Origin of the sequence: Exiguobacterium sp. s26 (genome assembly GCF_018618235.1) — a bacterium.
Lineage (GTDB): Bacteria > Bacillota > Bacilli > Exiguobacteriales > Exiguobacteriaceae > Exiguobacterium > Exiguobacterium chiriqhucha.
In genome coordinates, this window is sequence record NZ_JACSLS010000007.1 from 23,635 (window position 1) to 42,040 (window position 18,406).

Sequence of the window (18,406 nt, forward strand, 5' to 3'; positions counted from 1 at the left end):
AAAATAAATAAAAAATGTTGCGGAACCGGTTCCGCAACACAAATGTAAACGATTTAATTTAAAATGTCAACGCTTTCGCGCAGTTTTAATTCAAAAGTTGTGAACGTTTTCATCGGGATGGTGTCACCTGTTAACAACTGGAGAATCATGTCAGCCGCGTGAGAGCCGGTCCGACGGTATGGGAGGTGGACCGTCGTGATCGACGGATGGAGCACTTCGGTGAAATCATAGCCTCCAAATCCACTCACCGAGATGTCGCCCGGGACCGTTTTGCCGGCGTTGGCAAGTCCCTTCAACACGCCGAGTGCGATGTTGTCGGTCGCACAGACGACGAGTGACGCCGACAGTTCATGCCCTACCTGAGCCCCAATCGGAATCGCGTCATCGATTTTAAATGACGTCGTGTACGTCTTCACATCCGCCCCTGCCTCGTTGAAGGCGCGTAAGAAACCATCACGTCTCGTTTGACCGACGGCGATGTCGTACTCCTCGACGCCCACATAGATGATGTCGCGATGTCCCCAATCCATGAACTGCTTTCCGAGGGCGTACGCCGCGTCAAAGTCGGGATATACGAGGCTATGAACGTGTCCATGTTCCTGACCGATCAATAGGACCGGGATTTGAATGTCTTGTATTGCCTGCAAGTGTCGCTCCGTCACGGTCGTCCCGAGCCAGATGATGCCGGCCACTTTCTGTTTCGCCAAGTTATACAGTTGCTCGATTTCCCGTTCGGTCTGTTGGGCCGTGTTGACGACAAGCATTTGATACCCGCGTTCGGTCAGTCGTTCATCGATGCCCATCATGGTCCGCGAAGCAGCATAGGAATCGAGCCGCGGTACGATGACACCAATCATTTTTGTCTGTTTCGACTTCAAGCTTTGCGCGAACTGGTTCGGCTCATAGTTCGTCTCTTGGATGACGCGCTCAATCTTGTCGCGGGTCGCCTGTCCGACCGAGCCCCCGTTCAAGTAACGGGAGACGGTGCTTTTCGCGACCCCGGCCAGTTTGGCGATGTCGTTGATTGTCACTTGTTTCATCTCAAAAACCTCCATACGAAAAAACTGACGCGTTAGACGCCGTCAGTTCAATGGTTGATTACATATCGTTTTTTAAAGTTTAAATAATAAAGGCCGTTCCGTTTCTCGAAGCCGTTCTTCTCGAGGACATGGCGTACCGCTTCCTGATGCGGACTCGTCGGCGGGATGCCGGCGCGGACCGTATGCCCTTCTTTCAAATCGGACTGCTCGAGCGCGAGGCGAAGCCCTTCAGTCGCATAACCCTTGTCTTTGAATGGGTCGAACACCATCAAATCAAGCTGATAGACGCGAGCCAGTTTCAAGAGCAACACTTTTCCGACGACTTGACCATCGACACGGAGGTCGTAATAGAAGTCCTCCCCATAGCTATGGGCGTCGGCTGAGTACACCTGCTCTTCGCCCATCTCGACAAAGATGCCTTTTAACTCTTCGGCTGACATGCCGTAGGAACTTTGACCGTATTTTTTAAAATGCTCATATTCGATCTCATCAATCTGACGAATAGGTTGACGCACGATTTCCATCCCGTGCCCTCCTTAACAGTTATCTCATTGTCTTTCCACACTCATTATATACGAACGGCGCCGTGAAGCGCAAAAGATAACCGAAATCAGACCGGTTCGATGTGAATGTGGACTGTATCGACGGCATGGTGTTCGTCGAGTTCGCGCTCGATGTCATCACATAAATCGTGCGCCTCCTCGACGGTGAGGCTTCCTTCGACGGCAATCGTCACATCGAGCATCACGTGATTGCCGAGGTGGCGTCCTTTGATTTCACGGACTTCCTTGACGGCATCAAAGTGTTGGATCGTCTCTTCATACGAATCGACAAGGTCCGGTGGGAACCCGTCCGAGAGCTGATGGGTCGCGTCGAGAAAGATTTGAATCGCCGTCCGGATAATCATCCCCGCGATGAGGACGGCGAGCACCGTATCCATCCACGGCAATTTAAAGTAGGCAAACAGGACGCCGAGCGTCGCCCCGATTGAAATCATGGCGTCGGCGAGATTGTCTTTCGCTGCCGCCTTCAAGGCGAGTGACCGGGTCTGCTTGGCCAATCTCGAATTGTACGCATATACGCCGAACATGACGAGCGCACTCACGAACGCGACGACGGCCGCGAGCGGGTTCGGTTCCACGTATTCGCCCCCAATCAGAGTGGCGATACTGTTCAATAGAACGAACACCCCAACGGCGACCATGATCAGTGATGCGACGAGTGCGGCGAGTGTCTCCATCTTGGCGTGCCCGTATTTATGTTCCGCGTCCCGGGGCAGTGCGGCGATGCGAATGCCGATATAAACGGCGATTGAAGCGATGATATCGGTCGTGTTATTGAATCCGTCGGCGAGGACGGCTTCCGAATTATACAAATAACCGAATACGACTTTTAGGACAGATAAGACCAAATACGTCGTGATGGATAAAATGGCGCCTTTGAGCGCTTTTGGTGGATGAGTTGTCGACTGCATCCGACCACCTCCTTATTAGCTAAGTTAGTATACCAGTCGAATGTCGTGTGGGCATAGAGAAACAGTGTTTTCCTCAGTCAAATAAAATGGAATATATTCCCGGTAGTTTCGTCTTTCGATAATTATGGTAAAGTAAATGAGAAGATACCTAACGGTTACCCAACAAAAGAGGTGAAACGAATGTTTACAGAACGTGATGGAATCAAGCTTCGCTTGGAACAAATTGACAGATTACTCGCCGATTTGAACCGAGAAGCAAAACAGTTGATGGCTCGTCTGCGTGAACTCGACGCAAGCGGTGAAAACCCGCATGAAGTGACGCTCAAGCCGGAAGATCGTGATACGCTCAAATCGTCAATCGATGAGACGCTCGAAGCGCTTCAAAGCCGCTCGAAACGCCCGATCAACCCGAATGATGAGAAGAAGAAAGAACTCGCCTCGCATAAGGCGCTCATCGATGAATTGTCGGATTTACTCAGCAAGAAAAAATGAGACGCCTCCGCGTCTCATTTTTTCAGTAAGGAGATGCTATGACCTATATCGTTACGACTTGTTTACGCCCGACCGAGGCAACCATCGAACGGGCCGCGGCTCACGCAGCAACGTACGACGTCCGTTTTATCCCCCGACGCAAACACTCCATCGACACGTTAAAGCAACGCCACCAGACAGGCGTCCTCGTCTTTGATAAGCGCCGTGTCGAATATACCCCACTCGACGGAGATGAACCGTTCTTTTTCCACCCATCGAGCTCGGTTTTCCGTGTGAAGCAACTTGCGCGCGGTGGGAACGACCCGCTCGTCGATGCTGCCGCAATCAAACCAGGTGACCGCGTCCTCGACTGCACACTCGGGCTCGGCTCGGACAGCATCGTCCTCAGTCATGCCGTCGGTCCGACCGGTCGCGCCGTCGGTCTCGAGAGTGAGTTCGTCACCGCGATGCTCGTCAAAGAAGGCTTGACCGTCTGGGAAGAGAAACACGACGCGGTCAATGAGGCGATGCGTCGACTCGAGGTCGTCTGGACGGATGCCCTCACCTATTTGAAATCATGCCCGGACGATTCGTTCGACGTCGTCTACTTCGATCCGATGTTCGAAAAGACGATTTCAGAATCGGTTCACTTGAACCCATTACGTTCACTCGCCAACACGAATCCACTGTCTCTTGAACTCATGACGGAGGCCCGTCGTGTCGCGGCCAGACGGATTGTCCTAAAGGCTCATTTTGAGAGTGAGACGTTCGAAACGTTTGGTTTTACACGGATTGTTCGCAAAACATCCAAATTTCATTACGGCATCATTGATGTAGAGACTTGACCCCTTAGGTCTTTAGGACCAATCGGGACGAAAGTCTCTTTTTTCGATTCTTATTTTCTGAATATTGACATTAATCTGACACAAGTTTAATGTTGGATTCAAGCTCACACAATTTCCCATTATTTTCACAGGAGGTTAGTACAAATGAAAAAACGTTCCATCCGTCGTACGACGCTCGCCGTCGCGCTGACATCGGTCATGAGCGTCAGTGCGATCCCGGCCGTCGGTGCCGCTCCACTCGCCGCCTCGCCGCTACCAACCCCGAGCACGAATGCTCCATTCGATCACAACATCATTGATGAGGATCGGCTCGCCAAAGCGCTCGAGAAGCGAGGCGTCATCAAAAAAGGGCTTTCGGCCACCGAACGCCAAAAGGCCGTCGATGCCTATATCGAGAAGAAGCAAGGCAATGCGAAAGACGTCCATAAGCACGGCTTGAACGATAAAGCCGCTGAAGCAAAAGAGAAGATACATAACCAATTCGAGAAAGAATCGAAACGTCTCCTCGACAAAGCGAAAAAAGGACAAGCGAACTATCGGAAAGGCAAGCCGAACGGTCAAGTCAAAGTCGATCCTGCCCAACAGGCAGGCTATAACGGCGCCGTCCGTGAAGACAAAGTCCTCGTCCTTCTCGTCGAGTATAGCGACTTCAAACATAACAACGTCGTCCAAGAAGAAGGTTATCTCTATAGCGACAACTTCAGTAAAGAACACTACGAGCAGTATATGTTCGGCGACGAGTCGTTCGAACTGTTCAACGGTGAAAAAGTCCAAACGTTCAAACAGTATTATGAAGAGCAGTCGGGCGGCAGCTACACGGTCGACGGCACGGTTTCTGACTGGTTGACTGTCCCGGGCACAGCGAAAGACTACGGTGGTGACAATCCGGCTGGCGGGAATGACAACATCGGACCAGGTCCGCGTCAACTCGTTAAAGACACGTTGAACGCGGCAGTCGCGTCAGGATTAAACCTTGCAGATTACGATGAATACGATCTCTATGACCTCGATGGTGACGGCGACTTCAATGAGCCGGACGGCTTGGTCGACCACTTGATGATCATTCATGCTGGTACTGGCCAAGAAGCTGGGGGCGGTGTCCTCGGTGATGACGCAGTCTGGTCACACCGTTGGGTCGTCGGCAACAGTCCTTACCGCGTAGCCGGAACGACAGCAGACGTCCCGTACTGGGGCGGTCAAATGGCGGCATTCGATTACACGATTCAACCGGAAGACGGCGCAGTCGGCGTCTTCGCTCACGAATATGGTCACGACCTCGGTCTTCCAGATGAATACGACACACAATACACAGGTCAAGGCGAACCGGTCCAATCATGGTCGATCATGAGTGGCGGCAGCTGGGCTGGTAAAGTTGCAGGTACGGAGCCGACGAGCTTCTCGCCACAAAACAAAGAGTACTTCCAAAAATTGATGGGCGGCAACTGGGCGAACATCACGGAAGTTGATCTTGAAGACATCACACAACAAGGTTTCGTCTCGAAACTCGATCAATCCGTGACGAAATCGACGAACCCTGGATTGTTGAAAGTAAACCTTCCAGACAAGAAAGTAAAAGGTATCGAGCCAGCATTCGGCGAGTATTACTACTACTCGACAAAAGGCGATAACTTGCATACCGAACTCGCAACACCGACGGTCAAACTCGGCGCGGACGGTACGCTCGCTTTCGACACACGTTTCGATATCGAATTTGACTACGACTACTTGTACGTGAAAGCACTCAGCGGCGGCAAAGAAGTCGTCCTTGATGTCTACGGCGATGACAACACTGGAAACGGTGCGGAATCGACGAACGGTGCTTGGGTGAACAAATCGTACGACTTGTCTCAATTCGCGGGTCAAGACGTGCAAATCGTCTTCGAATACGTGACAGACGGTGGACTTGCCCTTGAAGGATTCGCACTCGACAACTTGTCGATTACGTCAGGCGGTCAATCGCTTCTCGCAGACGATGCGGAAGGCGCAGAGAAAGTCACACTCGACGGTTTCGTCAAGTCGGACGGCTATGACACGAAACCTCACTACTACTACCTTGAATGGCGCAACCATGAAGGTGCAGACACAGGTCTCTTGAACGGCCGTGGCGTCAAGTACAACACAGGTCTCGTCGTCTGGTATGCGGATGATTCGTTCACAGACAACTGGGTCGGGATTCACCCGGGTGAAGGTTTCCTCGGTGTCGTCGACTCGCATCCTGAGGCCCTTATCGGCAACTTGAACGGTCAAGAAACAGTCGCTGGCAGCACGCGCTACCAGATCGCAGATGCGGCGTTCAGCTTAGATAAGACGCTCCCATGGTACATCGATTCACCGAGCCGTGGCATCTATGACTACAAAGCTCAACCAGGCGTGAAACAGTTCAACGACGCCAACACGTACATCAACTCGCTCATCCCAGATGCGGGCCGTAAACTTCCACAATACGGACTCGTCGTCGACGTCGTCGGCGAAGCGAAAGACAACTCGGCTGGAGCTGTTTGGGTCCGGACGAAGTAAGCTTGATTCAACGCACCCCCGCCCTTCTCACCATGAGGAGGACGGGGGTCTTATTATTCTAAAAAAGCTTGAAATTTCATGACAGACTGTGTAACATACTAGATGTAACCGCCTCTGTAGGTTAGTGGCAGACCTCAGCAATGGTAATGCTGCAGCACGAGTTCGATTCTCGTCGGAGGCATCAAATGAAGCGACCTTTCCTTATCAGGACAGGTCGCTTTTTCTTTTGGTCATGGAAACTGTCTTGACACGGTTTCCGTTCCTCTATAAACTTGTAAAGTTGACAGAATGAATGATTTGGAAGGAGTACGATCCCCATGCACAATGAATGGTTATGGATTCCTTCTGCCTTGCTCACGCTCGGTCTGCTCGTCCTCAGCTACAAGCTGTTCGGACGCGTCGGACTGTTCGCCTGGATTGCGATGGCCTCGGTCGTCGCCAACATCCAAGTGACGCAGCAGATTGTAATCGGTGGCTTCATCTTTACTCTCGGGAATATCGTCTACGGTTCCCTTTATTTAGCGACAGACATCTTGAATGAAAAATACGGTCGTCACACCGCCCGTAAAGGCGTCTGGCTCGGCTTCTTCATCTTGATCGTCTCGACCGTGCTCATGCAATTCGCATTGCTCTATGAGCCGTTTGAAGAGGCGTTGTTCATGCATGAGAGCTTCGAAGCGCTGTTCTCGATGCTTCCGCTCATCACGCTCGGTAGTCTCGCCGCGTACCTCGTCTCGCAGCTGTTCGACGTCTTCATCTATTCGAAGATTCGCGCCAAGACGGGTGAGAAAAAACTGTGGCTTCGGACGACCGGTTCGACCGTCGTCTCTCAGTTCATCGATACGCTCACTTTCTGTACGATCGCCTTCTGGGGCATGGAATGGGATATCTGGTGGAACATCTTCATCACGACATATGTCGCCAAGTTCATCATCGCTTGGATGGCGACGCCGTTCATGTATTATGCGAAACGGACCGTCCCACAGGACGACGAAAAAGAAGAAGCAGCCTAAGCAAAACCGCGAGCCCATCGGCTCGCGGTTTTTACTTTCCTTTGATATGGAGCCGCACCGCATAAGGGCGTGCATCTTCAAGCGACGATTTCTCCCGACAAACGGTGAGTGCCACGTACGCGTCGATGGCGAGCGCCTCGATGGCCTCGTCCGTCGCCTCGACCTCTAGTATGGTGTAGGGCGGCAGTTGCTCGATTTTGACCCACTGCCCGTGTAGATTTTTCGCGTAGATGATTGGTTCGTCGATCGAATAGCGTCGGAGTAAGTCCTTGACATTCATACGATCCCTCCTTCACCAACTCTGTCTTTCTATTATAGAAAGCGTTTGCAATTCTGTAAACCGCGCTTCCTAAATTTTGGTGGCTCCCCCCTTCACGAATCGCCACAAATAGCCGATAATCTAGGTAGAGAAATGAGGTGAACCGATGCGCTATCGACGACAAGAAACGTTTCGCTATATTTTACCGAATCCCCGCTTCATCCCATATCGCCTCATTTGGGAAGACAAAGAACTGCATGACGGGGAAGCACAACTGCTCAATATCAGTGCCCACGGTCTGAAGATGCGGTGCGACTACTTATTCCCACTTTCAGAAGGGCTGAAAGTCCAAGTCAAACTCGACCTCGTCCCGTTGATTCAACCGATCGATCTGACAGGTCACGTCCGCCACCGCGGACAAATGGGAAGCCAATATGATTACGGGATCCGACTCGAATCAGACTCAGACGAGACCCAGCAACTCGTGACGATGATTAAAGCGTATGCTCGTGAAAACCAATGAGAACGTGTCGATTGACACTTCTCATTTTTTGTTCGCTTGATTCCGGGGTATACTAATGGAAACAGAGACAGACTCGAGGTGTAGGGCATGACTAGAAAGTTTTTACTCATTCCGTGGGCCGCCGCGATCGCGATCGCGCTCCTCGGCCCGAATGAACCGTTCTCGAGCCGGTTTTTGCTCGATTTCATCACGTATAACACGGACGCCTATGAAGGATATTCGCTTTCCCTTTTCAGCATCCTAGGCGTCTATCCGCTCGCCTTGTTCCCGCTTCTTTGGTCCGAGGTGAACCAGTTGCGCCCGAACCCGCTCTTACCGGCAGCGACCGGTTTCGTCGTCGGCGGCTTCATCATCGCCCCGTACTTGGCGTTCGCGCGGCAGTCGCCTTATCCGACACCGATTAAGCCGCTCCCGACGCGACTGCTCGGGGTGCTGCTCTTGCTCGTCACGATCGGCTTGTTCATCGCCGCCTCAACGACCGGGAACGTGGCCGAGTATTGGTCTTACGTCGAACAGAACCAGTTCGTCCGGACGATGACGGTCGATTTCTTCTTGCTCGCCTTCATCCAAATCACGTTGATGAATCGGGATGCCAAGCGCTACAAGATGAGTTTGTGGCCTCTGCCTTATATCCCCTTGTTCGGTTTGTTGTTCTGGCTAATCATTCGCCATAAACAACCGTTCAACGAGGCACCACCGAACCGCCACAAATTAAAATGAGACGAGCCCCTTTCACATTCAACACGGAAGGGGCATCTCTATGGAAACCGGGATGACGGTTCCCAAATCAGGCCAGCTCCTTTATACTGAGAATTCAGCTTACAGACGAAAGAAGGTACACCAATGAGATTTTTTAAAGTGATGACGCATACGAACGACAGAGGCGAAGACATCATCTTGAGCGAATACTTCAAAATTAACGACAAACAAGTCGATCAGTTTTTGAAGGACACGCTCGAGCTTGATATGTACGACCAGAAAGTGACACTGAAAGAGTGTCAAATCGCCAAAGACCGTTGGGAATGCCCGGTCGGCGATTTCGTCGTCGTCGAGTATTTCAATGAGAAAGAATTCGACAAGATGACCGAGTATCGCAGCCCGGCACCGAAGAAATAACAGCAAAAAGGGATTTCCGACATTGATCGGAAATCCCTTTTTGTATGAATCGCCGATCAAGCATCGGCGTCCTTAGTTTGAGTCGTCATTGTCCTGTTCCGGGTCTGGATCTGGATGTTGGGTCGGTGCCGGTTTAGTGGCCGGATCTGACTCTTCATCCGGGACTGGATCTGGGTGTACCCCAGGTTGTGATTCATCACGTTTCATTGAGCATCCCTCCTCTGCATAATGCATTAATTCCACATTCCGTCTTCACTAAAACATTAGTGTATGTCTTTGTTACCGATGACACGACGTGAGATGGCTTTCTCGATTTCGACGATGACAAAGACGATGAGACCGAACGCGACCGGATAAATCCAGTCTTGCAGCTCGAGCGGTGCCGTACCGAACAACGTATGCATGAACGGGACGTAGGTGATGAACAACTGGAGCCCGATCAGTAGTGCCGAGACGACAAAGGCGATTTTATTGTCGAAGAAGTGACGGTTGAACGCTGGCGCGAGCTCGGTCCGACAGTTGAACAAGTGGAACAGTTGCGCCATGACGATCGTATTGAGCGTGATCGTCTGCAACTTATCGGTCGAGTAATCGAAATCACCGAGCATATAGTTGATAATTAAACTACCGCCCCCGATTAAAATCGAGACGAACGTGATGCGGAAGACGTAGTAGCGACTTAACAACGGTACGTTCGCAGGGCGCGGCGGCCGTTTCATCGTGCTTTCTTCGAGCGGCTCGAACGCAATGGCGAGTGAGAGCGTGATGGCGACGACCATGTTGACCCAGAGGATTTGAACCGGGCTGAGTGGTGCCGCTGCGCCAAGCAAGATACTCATGGCGACGAGAAGTGCTTGTCCACCGTTTGTCGGGAGCAAGAACAAAATCGTCTTCTTCAAGTTATCGTAGACACGGCGTCCTTCACGGACGGCGTTGTAAATCGTCTTGAAGTTGTCATCGACGAGGACCATCTGCGAGGCCTCTTTCGCGACTTCCGTTCCTTTAATCCCCATCGCGACCCCGATGTCGGCCCGTTTCAAGGCCGGTGCGTCATTGACGCCGTCTCCGGTCATCGACGTGATTAAGCCGTTCTGTTGCAACCCTTTGACGAGACGAAGTTTATCGTTCGGGCTCGTCCGGGCGAAGACGTCATTGTGAACCGACGCCTCTTTGATTTCTTCGTCGGACATGTTCGTCAATTCTTTCCCTTCGAGGGCACCTTCGACTTCCATGCCGAGTTCTCGCGCGATGGCGACGGCCGTGTCTTTATGGTCGCCGGTGATCATCTTGATACGGATCCCAGCGTCACGACAAGCCGCGACCGCTTCGATTGCTTCTTGACGTGGCGGATCGACGATACCGTATAGGCCGAGGAACGTGATGCCGTTCTCGACGTCTTCGTGGTCGACCGTCTCTTTCGAGACGTCGACGCGCTTGAAGCCGCCGCCGAGCACGCGTTGTCCGCGGTCGGCAATCTCTTTTCGTTTCTCATCCCAATAGGCGCGGTCAAATTCCGTGTCTTCCGCCATATCGAACAGGCGGTCCGGCGCCCCTTTGATGAAAATCATGCGCTCGCCCTTATAATCGACGAGCGTCGCCATATATTTGTACTCCGAATCGAATGGAATCTTCGAGATGACGTCCAAACGTTCGATCGGCCGCTCCGCCTTTTCGGCGAGCGTGAGCAAGCATGCTTCCGTCGGGTCACCATTGACGACCCATTCGCCGCCTTCTTCGTACAACTGAGCGTCATTACACGTTTTCCCGACCGTTAACAAATCGATCATCGACTCGTCATCATCCAAATCGAACGGTTGACCGTTCAATTCCAAATCACCGTCCGGCTCATAACCGCTCCCTGACACTTCGATGTCGTGTTTGGCCGTGACGACTTGTTTGACGGTCATCTCGTTTTTCGTCAATGTCCCGGTCTTATCGGTACAGATGACCGATACGGCGCCGAGCGTCTCGACCGATGGTAGGCTGCGGACGATGGCTTTTTTCTCAGCCATGTTCCGGACACCGAGCGCGAGGATGATCGAGATAACGGCCGGTAACCCTTCTGGAATCGCGGCGACGGCGAGACCGATTGTCGTCAACATCAACTCAATCGGGTCGAAATCGCGGACGAAGTAACCGAACGCGTAAATGACGACCGAGATGACGAGGATGGCAATCGATACCGTCTGACCAAACTTCGTCGTCTGGCGAATGAGCGGCGTCTTCACCGTCTCGACTTCAGCAATCGAGGCGTTGATTTGGCCGAGCTCCGTGCCTTCTCCGATGGACGTGACGATTGCTTTCGCACTTCCTGTCGCCACGCTCGTACCCGAATAAATCATGTTCTTGCGATCACCGAGGACGGCGTCTTCCGGGACGACTTGAATTTTCTTTTCGACCGTCGTCGCTTCGCCCGTCAATGCCGATTCCTCGACTTTGAACTTCTCCGCTTGGATGACACGGGCGTCAGCCGGGACCTTGTCCCCGGCGGCAAGGACCAAGATGTCCCCGACGACGAGGTCGCTCGAGTCGACTTGGCTCTGCTTGCCGTCACGGATGACGCTCGCTTTCGTCTCGAGTAACTTTTTGATGCCTTCTAACGCTTGCTCGGCCTTGTTCTCTTGGAGGTAACCGACGACCGCGATAATCGTCACGACGAGCACGATGACGATCGTATCGATGTACTCCCCTAAAAAGCCGGTGACGACAGCGGCACCAAGCAAGACAAAGACAAGAATATCATTGAATTGACGCAAAAATTTTATAATTTCAGGTGTCTTCTCTTTCTCGGGCAGCACGTTTTTCCCGTACTGTTCCTGTCGACTTGACACTTCCCCTTTCGACAGACCGCTGGATGTGTCTGTCTCGAGCGAACTCTTTACCACATCCGGTTCGAGTGCGTGCCAATTTTTTGTCTCCATCTGCATCTCTACTCCTCCTTGATCATTCCTAGTATGAAAAGTCGTTCCCCTTTCTCTTCCCACTCCGGACCGTACTGACACATCTGAGCTTGTTTTTTCGTAAATTTTACAGCCGATTCCGTTCACAATTTTCCAATTCTTGAGTTGGAAACGCTACCATATAAAAAAGTCGTGTCAGATGGATGAAATGGCTTTACAGAACCGTTCGAATGGTTAACTATAGAGGAAATATACAACAGAGAGAAAGAGGTACACCGTATGGTCATTATTCAAGGGATCGCACTTTTACTGTTGATTCTCGCCCTATTCACATTATTCAGCTACAAAGCCCCGTTCGGGATGAAAGCGATGGGTGCCCTCGCTGGTGCCGCCATCGCCAGTTTCTTGGTCGAGGCGTTCAACGCCTACGCCATCGGCGGTCTGCTCCCGCTTCCTTTATATGAAGAAGTCGGACAAGCAGCCGGTTCGCTATCAGGCCCTGCCGCAGCCGCGCTCGTATCAATCGCCCTCGGCATCAATCCGGTCTACGCGCTCATGCTCGGACTATCGGTCGCGGGCTTCGGGATTCTTCCCGGCTTTTTCGCCGGCTATATCCTCGCACTCGCCGGTCGCAAATTGGACCGGCACTTGCCGGCTGGTGTCGATATGATTTTTTACGTCATCATCATGGCTCCGCTCGCCCGTCTCGTGGCGACTGGCGTCGACCCGCTCGTCACGAACACGCTGACACAAATCGGTGCGGTCATCGAACTCGCCGCGACACAGAATCCGGTCGTGATGGGACTTGTCCTTGGTGGCATCGTCACGGTCGTCTCGACGTCGCCACTTAGCTCGATGGCACTCACGGCGATGCTCGGTTTGACAGGCGTACCGATGGCCATCGCTGCCCTCGCCTTGACGGCGTCGATCTCGATGAACTTTTTGCTGTTCAAACGGTTGGACATAGGAACGAAGAAAGACCAACTATCGGTCGCGATCGAACCGCTCACGCAAGCCGACCTCATCTCGGCGAACCCGATTCCCATCTATAGCGTCAACTTTGTCGGCGGTGCGATTGCCGGACTCATCGTCGCCATGACCGGGATGGTGAACGATGCCCCAGGTTCCGCTGCCGGGATTCCGGGCTTGCTCGTCATGTACGGCTTCAATGATTGGCAGACCGTGACGGTGACGGCGCTCATCTTGTTCGGTGTCGGAATCGTTGCCGGACTCGTCGGCAGTAAACTGTTCCGTAACTTCCCAATCACGCGCCAAACTGAAAAAATGGCCGCTTCGGACGAAGATGCCGCTTAATATGAAAGGTTCTCACTCCATCTCGAGTGAGAACCTTTTTGTTATCGTTCCGCTTGCACCTCGGTGACCGTCTCTGCGACCGGTGTCCGATAGAGCGGAAAGAAATCAGATGGCCCGTAGCGAAGCAAATGGTCTTGGTTCAACCGATGATAGACCACCTCGTCGAGCACGGCTTGACCGATGTAATACGTGAGCGGCTCATCACCGGAGAAGCTCTGCTTGAAATCGAAGAGCGCATCTTCCCCGGTCGCACCGCCACCAAGATGCACGTATGTCTTCTCTTTCTCGATCGCGCGACGAATCATCTCCCGGAACAAGAAGTGGTTCGGTCGGAGTGCCAAGTAATCCGCATCCGATCCGCCGAGATGATAGTGGGCCCCGTCGTCCCCGAACAACATGAACACGCCCGCCACGATGACGCCTTCATGGACGGCAAACAATAATTCCGTCTCACACGTATCGCTGTTCCATAGGTCCTCGAAGTATCGGTCCGGGAAGTAATAGATGTCGTTCGCAGCACGCCGGTCCATCGTGGCCCGATACAGTCGAATGAACTCACACAGTTCATTCGACTGCCCACGAGCGACCGTCACCTGTTCACGTACAGCTCGCTTCACGTTCCGTTTCGTCATCTTGCTGAAACGTTGCTCAAGCTGTTCGAACGAATCATCAAGTCGGACGTGGACCGTCTGCCGAATCGGGACGGCTTGCCCGAACGCATGCATCAAGTCCGGATCGATGCGACAAGGGTGATAACGAATCGTCTCGGTGACGGTCGCTTGATTCTCGGGACGCTGCAGAAAGAGTCGGCGCGCCTCCTTGACGTCCTCGTTCGTGAAGTTGCCTTCACGGAACGGGCCGCCGTAACCGTACGCCGTCACGAGGTCATCATGGCGATGTGCGATTGGACGACGGATATACGGGTACAGCAAAATCCCATCATCCTTGGCCGCGATATACAACTCAGGCTGCTCGCCGGGTTCACAGTTGGCCAACACATAGTCGTAATGGTCATACGAATCACAGTTGACCTCCCGCAACCAGTTCTCCCACTCCCAACGGTGTTTCACGATTTGATTGAACATCATCCGTTCCCCTCTTCCTAAAGTTCGTCATTGGTTCGAAGCGTGACAGGACAGTCTAAAGTCGTTTCCTAATGTCTTGTTCCCATTCACCGCTGACTATTTGAAAAAGACGGATAGCTTTTTGTTGTTAACAAACATGAAGCGAGTTTGTTCATTCACAATAAAATCATCATGATTTCTTTTTAAATTACGGAAAAAGACGACCGTGCCGAACACGGCAGGTCGTCCTACAAAATTATGAGTTGAAGTCGAGGACACGTTGGGAACGGGACGACTCACGGGCCGTCTCGATGACGCGTGTTGTCAAAAGCGCGTCATCAAGTGGGACGAGCGGACGTCGCGTCGTATAGCTATCCGAGAGCGCTTGATAGAATGTCACATAGCCGCCCGGTTCGATGTCAATCGTCGTTTCCGAATCCGTGACGACCGCTCCGGTCTCACGGTCGGGGCATCTGACCTCTCCGTTCCGGAGACACGCCTCCTGTGGATCGAGCCCGAATTTGAGGAAGCTGCCTTCCGTCCCGTGCACTTCGAACCGCGGCGCCTCGATGGCGATGAACGGGTTCGAGCGAAGATAGACCCGCTTCTCTCCATAATGCAACGTCACATGGAAACCATCATCGGACTGACCCCCGTCACGTTGTACCATGACATCGGCCGATACCTTGTCCGGTGCCCCGAACAAGACGAGTGCTTGGTCGATCAAATGACTGCCGAGGTCGAATAAAATTCCGGCGCCCGGCCCCGCGTTCTCGCGCCAACGGTCACGGACGATCGGACGGAACCGGTCGAACCGGGACTCAAGCACTTTCCAATCGCCGAGGCGTTGGTCTTCGAGCAATCGTTTGACCGTCAAGAAGTCTCCGTCCGTCCGCCGATTATGGAAGACGTTGACGATTCCCTCACTTGCCTGTTCGAGCGCGATCAACGCCTCCCCTTCCTCTGTCGTCACGAACGCCGGCTTCTCGACGAGCACGTCTTTCCCTGCTATCAGGCACCGTTCGACCATGTCTTTATGTAAATGGGATGGCGTCGTGATGACGAACAACGAGGCCTCTGTCGCAAGTGCATCGTCTAGCGTCGCATAAACCATTACGTCGCCGAGGACGGCTCGTACGTCTTCCGGGCGTGATGAGACGATACCGGCAATATGGAAGTCATCGAGCTCCTGTAAAAATGGTAAATGGAATGTCGTCGCGGAAAAACCGAAACCGACAAGTATTGTGTTGATCATCTTGTTTCCTCCCATCAATTCGCTTCTCAGTATATCAAAAAAAGGGGTTGGTTGACCCCTTATGCACTGACACTCTCATCCATATCGTATTCGAACGTGTTGTATCCGTCCCGTGAGTCCACGAAGACGAAGCCAAACCGTGGATAATAACTATTCAAGAACGCATTGTCAGCCACACAGTCGAGCCGAATCGGTTCATGTGTGTCGGCCTCACGCAAGACGTGCTCCATCAGTTGCTGACCGACGCCTCTGCCTTTCAATCGTTCGCTGACGACGATCCGATGGATGTATTGACCGCGTTCGCCATCTTCCCATAAATTGTGGTCCCAGTCATCTGCCGGAAGTAAGGCGATCGAGGCCAATACCGATTCGTCTTGCTCGTACACGTAGACGTGTCCCGAGGAGATGTCCGTCTGCACCCGATCCATGAGGTCTTGCTCCAAATATTCCGTCCATTGATCGCTACCTTGTTGTTTTAGCGCTACGGCTCGTTGTTCGATTAGGTCCGCGATGTGCTTGGCATCGCGTTTCGTCGCGAGTCGAATCATAACGTCCTCCTTTGTATTGCAGTATTTGAAATACAAATATAACGGACCATTTCGACTCTTTTCAACCATCTTGCTCACATCATGTGAACGGGACGACCTCGCCGCCGTTCAATTGATAGCTGTACGTCATCGTCGCGTTCAGACTGTGCGATACGGAACAATAGCGGTCGACCGACAACTCGATGGCACGGCGGACCCGTTCTTCCGGCATATCCCCGTCAAGGACGTACAAGATATGAATCGCTGTGAACTTCTTCGGATGTTCCGTCGCCCGGACGCCGTCGATTTTCATCTCGAACCGCTCGAGCGGCAAACGCATCTTATGCAGAATCGAGACGATATCGATGCCTGTACAGGCCGCCGTCGCCTGCAGGAGCATCTCGGTCGGCCGTGGACCGGTGTTGAGACCACCGACTTCCTCCCCGGCGTCGAGCGTCACATCATGCCCCGACGGCGTCGTCGTCTGGAACGCCATCCCTTGTTTCCAATTCACTTGTAAATGCATCTCTGTCTCCTCCTTATGTTTCGATAGCTTACTATTCCCTTGAATGAGGTATTATTAATCTATGCAGTGAAATTGTCGTTTAGGGAGTTGGTCGCATGGATTGGTCGGTCATTATTAGTTGGGGACTGTATATCGTCCTCGGATTGAATTTATTGTTCGCATTAGCCGTCATATTCGCGGAGCGCCGTGACGTCGGGGCGACGTGGGCATGGCTGCTCGTTTTATTTTTCTTACCAATCCTAGGGTTCATCGTCTACATGTTTCTCGGACGTCAGTTAAAGAAAGATAACTTCTTCAACTTGAGCGTCGAAGAGCGCTCGTTCCACGCCCTTCAAGTCGACAGTCAAATCGAGCAGATTCGCCGGAAAGAGACGATGATTGCTCAACCGTTATTCGAGAAGTACGAGCAACTGCTCGAGATGAACTTACGCTCCTCAAAATCTTTGATTAGTGTCCACAACAAATCTGCCATCATGCACGACGGGGAACAAAAGTTCAAAGCGCTCATGGACGATATTCGGAGCGCCGAGACGGAAATCAACATCCAGTACTATATCATCCAACGGGATGCGCTCGGAAAGGCATTGATCCATGAACTGATTGAACGAGCCAAGGCAGGCGTCAAAGTGCGGCTCCTCTATGACGCGGTCGGTTCGCGCAGCCTCCGCAACTCCGACTTCAAAGAGTTGATTGCCCATAACGGCGAGGTGCGTGTCTTCTTCCCGCCGACGCTCGGTTTAATCAACTTTAAGTTGAACAACCGGAACCACCGGAAAGTCGTCATCATCGACGGTAAAATCGGTTACGTCGGCGGCTTCAACGTCGGGACCGAATACCTCGGCCTCGTCGAGAAGTTTGGTTACTGGCGCGATACGCACCTTCGAGTCGAGGGAGACGTCGTCTACCATTTGCAACACCGGTTCATCCTCGATTGGAACTATTCCGGCAGCAAACATCATGACCCGGAGAACTCGTTCTGTTTCGCCCGCCATGACATCAAGGATATGTCGCCGATGCAAATCGTGACGAGCGGTCCGAACTCAGACACGGAACATTTGAAAAACATGATGATTAAAATGATTATGTCGGCGAAGGAGCGCGTCATCATTCAGACGCCTTACTTCATCCCGGATACGAGTTTCATGGACGCCTGTAAGATGGCGCTCCTGTCCGGTGTCAAGATGGACATCATGATTCCCGGCAAGCCCGACCATCCGTTCGTCATGTGGGCGTCACTGTCATTCCTCGGCGAACTGCTCGACTATGGGGCGAACGTGTATATGTACGGGGAAGGTTTCCTGCACGCCAAGACGCTCGTCGTCGATGATGAGATTTCAACCGTCGGGACGACGAACTTGGATGCCCGCAGCTTCCGCTTGAACTTCGAAGTGAACGCCGTCATCTATGACGAGCGGGTCGCGCTCGAACTCGCCTCATTGTTCGAGTCAGACGTCGCCGTCAGCCGGAAGTACACGATTGACGATTATTCAGCCCGGAAATGGACCGTCCGAATGCGCGAAGGCGTGTCACGATTGCTCAGTCCGATCTTATAACCTCCATTT

19 protein-coding genes and 1 tRNA gene are annotated in these 18,406 nt (G+C 52.5%); 10 read left to right on the forward strand and 10 right to left on the reverse strand.

Features of this window, described 5'->3' with window-relative positions; all coding sequences use genetic code 11:
* Nucleotides 1-53 precede the first annotated feature (53 nt).
* The 3 genes from KNP82_RS11375 to KNP82_RS11385 form a co-directional block, all read right to left on the reverse strand.
* Entirely contained in the window at nt 54-1,040 is a 987-nt protein-coding gene (locus KNP82_RS11375) for a LacI family DNA-binding transcriptional regulator (protein WP_214828053.1), read from the reverse strand.
* Between the two features lie 47 nt (nt 1,041-1,087).
* Nucleotides 1,088-1,564, reverse strand: coding sequence for a GNAT family N-acetyltransferase (locus KNP82_RS11380; RefSeq protein WP_021067359.1), 477 nt, complete (start codon nt 1,562-1,564; stop codon nt 1,088-1,090).
* 86 nt (nt 1,565-1,650) lie between these two features.
* Nucleotides 1,651-2,514 (reverse strand): cation diffusion facilitator family transporter, encoded by an 864-nt coding sequence (locus KNP82_RS11385; RefSeq protein WP_021067358.1) that lies wholly within the window; start codon nt 2,512-2,514, stop codon nt 1,651-1,653.
* 180 nt (nt 2,515-2,694) lie between these two features.
* Between KNP82_RS11385 and KNP82_RS11390 the strand changes: the two genes are divergently transcribed.
* From KNP82_RS11390 to KNP82_RS11410, 5 genes are all read left to right on the forward strand, one after another.
* Nucleotides 2,695-3,006: a hypothetical protein gene (locus KNP82_RS11390; RefSeq protein ID WP_021067357.1), complete on the forward strand. Its 312-nt coding sequence runs from the start codon at nt 2,695-2,697 to the stop codon at nt 3,004-3,006.
* A 38-nt stretch (nt 3,007-3,044) separates the two neighbouring features.
* Nucleotides 3,045-3,830 carry a class I SAM-dependent methyltransferase gene (locus tag KNP82_RS11395; protein ID WP_029595547.1) on the forward strand — a complete coding sequence of 262 codons (786 nt, stop codon included), beginning with the start codon at nt 3,045-3,047 and terminating at the stop codon, nt 3,828-3,830.
* A 144-nt stretch (nt 3,831-3,974) separates the two neighbouring features.
* Nucleotides 3,975-6,347: an immune inhibitor A domain-containing protein gene (locus KNP82_RS11400; RefSeq protein WP_214828056.1), complete on the forward strand. Its 2,373-nt coding sequence runs from the start codon at nt 3,975-3,977 to the stop codon at nt 6,345-6,347.
* Between the two features lie 110 nt (nt 6,348-6,457).
* Nucleotides 6,458-6,528: transfer RNA gene (locus KNP82_RS11405), tRNA-Thr, on the forward strand.
* Between the two features lie 136 nt (nt 6,529-6,664).
* Nucleotides 6,665-7,360 carry a queuosine precursor transporter gene (locus KNP82_RS11410; protein ID WP_021067354.1) on the forward strand — a complete coding sequence of 232 codons (696 nt, stop codon included), beginning with the start codon at nt 6,665-6,667 and terminating at the stop codon, nt 7,358-7,360.
* Between the two features lie 31 nt (nt 7,361-7,391).
* Here the strand turns inward: KNP82_RS11410 and KNP82_RS11415 are convergent, their stop codons facing one another.
* Nucleotides 7,392-7,640: a hypothetical protein gene (locus KNP82_RS11415; protein WP_029595550.1), complete on the reverse strand. Its 249-nt coding sequence runs from the start codon at nt 7,638-7,640 to the stop codon at nt 7,392-7,394.
* A 145-nt stretch (nt 7,641-7,785) separates the two neighbouring features.
* Between KNP82_RS11415 and KNP82_RS11420 the strand changes: the two genes are divergently transcribed.
* The 3 genes from KNP82_RS11420 to KNP82_RS11430 all read left to right on the forward strand — a co-directional run bounded on the left by KNP82_RS11420 (nt 7,786) and on the right by KNP82_RS11430 (nt 9,258).
* Entirely contained in the window at nt 7,786-8,142 is a 357-nt protein-coding gene (locus KNP82_RS11420; protein ID WP_214755923.1) for a PilZ domain-containing protein, read from the forward strand.
* A gap of 87 nt (nt 8,143-8,229) precedes the next feature.
* On the forward strand, nt 8,230-8,862 hold the full coding sequence (locus KNP82_RS11425) for a hypothetical protein (protein ID WP_029595552.1): 633 nt from the start codon (nt 8,230-8,232) through the stop codon (nt 8,860-8,862).
* Nucleotides 8,863-8,985: 123 nt separating this feature from the next.
* A complete protein-coding gene (locus KNP82_RS11430) occupies nt 8,986-9,258 on the forward strand; it encodes a hypothetical protein (RefSeq protein ID WP_021067350.1) in 273 nt (90 codons plus the stop codon).
* A gap of 72 nt (nt 9,259-9,330) precedes the next feature.
* Here KNP82_RS11430 and KNP82_RS15625 read toward each other — a convergent pair whose 3' ends face one another.
* Together KNP82_RS15625 and KNP82_RS11435 are read right to left on the reverse strand one after the other, a co-directional pair.
* Complete coding sequence (locus tag KNP82_RS15625; RefSeq protein ID WP_021067349.1) at nt 9,331-9,465, reverse strand: hypothetical protein; 135 nt, start codon at nt 9,463-9,465, stop codon at nt 9,331-9,333.
* A gap of 56 nt (nt 9,466-9,521) precedes the next feature.
* Nucleotides 9,522-12,185 carry a cation-transporting P-type ATPase gene (locus tag KNP82_RS11435; protein WP_214828059.1) on the reverse strand — a complete coding sequence of 888 codons (2,664 nt, stop codon included), beginning with the start codon at nt 12,183-12,185 and terminating at the stop codon, nt 9,522-9,524.
* Between the two features lie 252 nt (nt 12,186-12,437).
* Here KNP82_RS11435 and KNP82_RS11440 point away from each other — a divergent pair, with 252 nt between their 5' ends.
* Nucleotides 12,438-13,472: a PTS sugar transporter subunit IIC gene (locus KNP82_RS11440; RefSeq protein WP_214755921.1), complete on the forward strand. Its 1,035-nt coding sequence runs from the start codon at nt 12,438-12,440 to the stop codon at nt 13,470-13,472.
* A gap of 41 nt (nt 13,473-13,513) precedes the next feature.
* Here the strand turns inward: KNP82_RS11440 and KNP82_RS11445 are convergent, their stop codons facing one another.
* The 4 genes from KNP82_RS11445 to KNP82_RS11460 all read right to left on the reverse strand — a co-directional run bounded on the left by KNP82_RS11445 (nt 13,514) and on the right by KNP82_RS11460 (nt 16,844).
* On the reverse strand, nt 13,514-14,560 hold the full coding sequence (locus tag KNP82_RS11445; RefSeq protein ID WP_214755920.1) for a lipid II:glycine glycyltransferase FemX: 1,047 nt from the start codon (nt 14,558-14,560) through the stop codon (nt 13,514-13,516).
* A 232-nt stretch (nt 14,561-14,792) separates the two neighbouring features.
* Nucleotides 14,793-15,791, reverse strand: a complete 999-nt coding sequence (locus tag KNP82_RS11450) for a Gfo/Idh/MocA family oxidoreductase (RefSeq protein WP_214828062.1) — start codon at nt 15,789-15,791, stop codon at nt 14,793-14,795.
* A 59-nt stretch (nt 15,792-15,850) separates the two neighbouring features.
* Entirely contained in the window at nt 15,851-16,339 is a 489-nt protein-coding gene (locus KNP82_RS11455) for a GNAT family N-acetyltransferase (RefSeq protein WP_131471164.1), read from the reverse strand.
* A 79-nt stretch (nt 16,340-16,418) separates the two neighbouring features.
* Nucleotides 16,419-16,844: an OsmC family protein gene (locus tag KNP82_RS11460; protein WP_214755917.1), complete on the reverse strand. Its 426-nt coding sequence runs from the start codon at nt 16,842-16,844 to the stop codon at nt 16,419-16,421.
* 95 nt (nt 16,845-16,939) lie between these two features.
* Here KNP82_RS11460 and cls point away from each other — a divergent pair, with 95 nt between their 5' ends.
* Nucleotides 16,940-18,397: a cardiolipin synthase gene (gene cls, locus KNP82_RS11465; protein WP_214755916.1), complete on the forward strand. Its 1,458-nt coding sequence runs from the start codon at nt 16,940-16,942 to the stop codon at nt 18,395-18,397.
* Nucleotides 18,398-18,406: the final 9 nt, after the last annotated feature.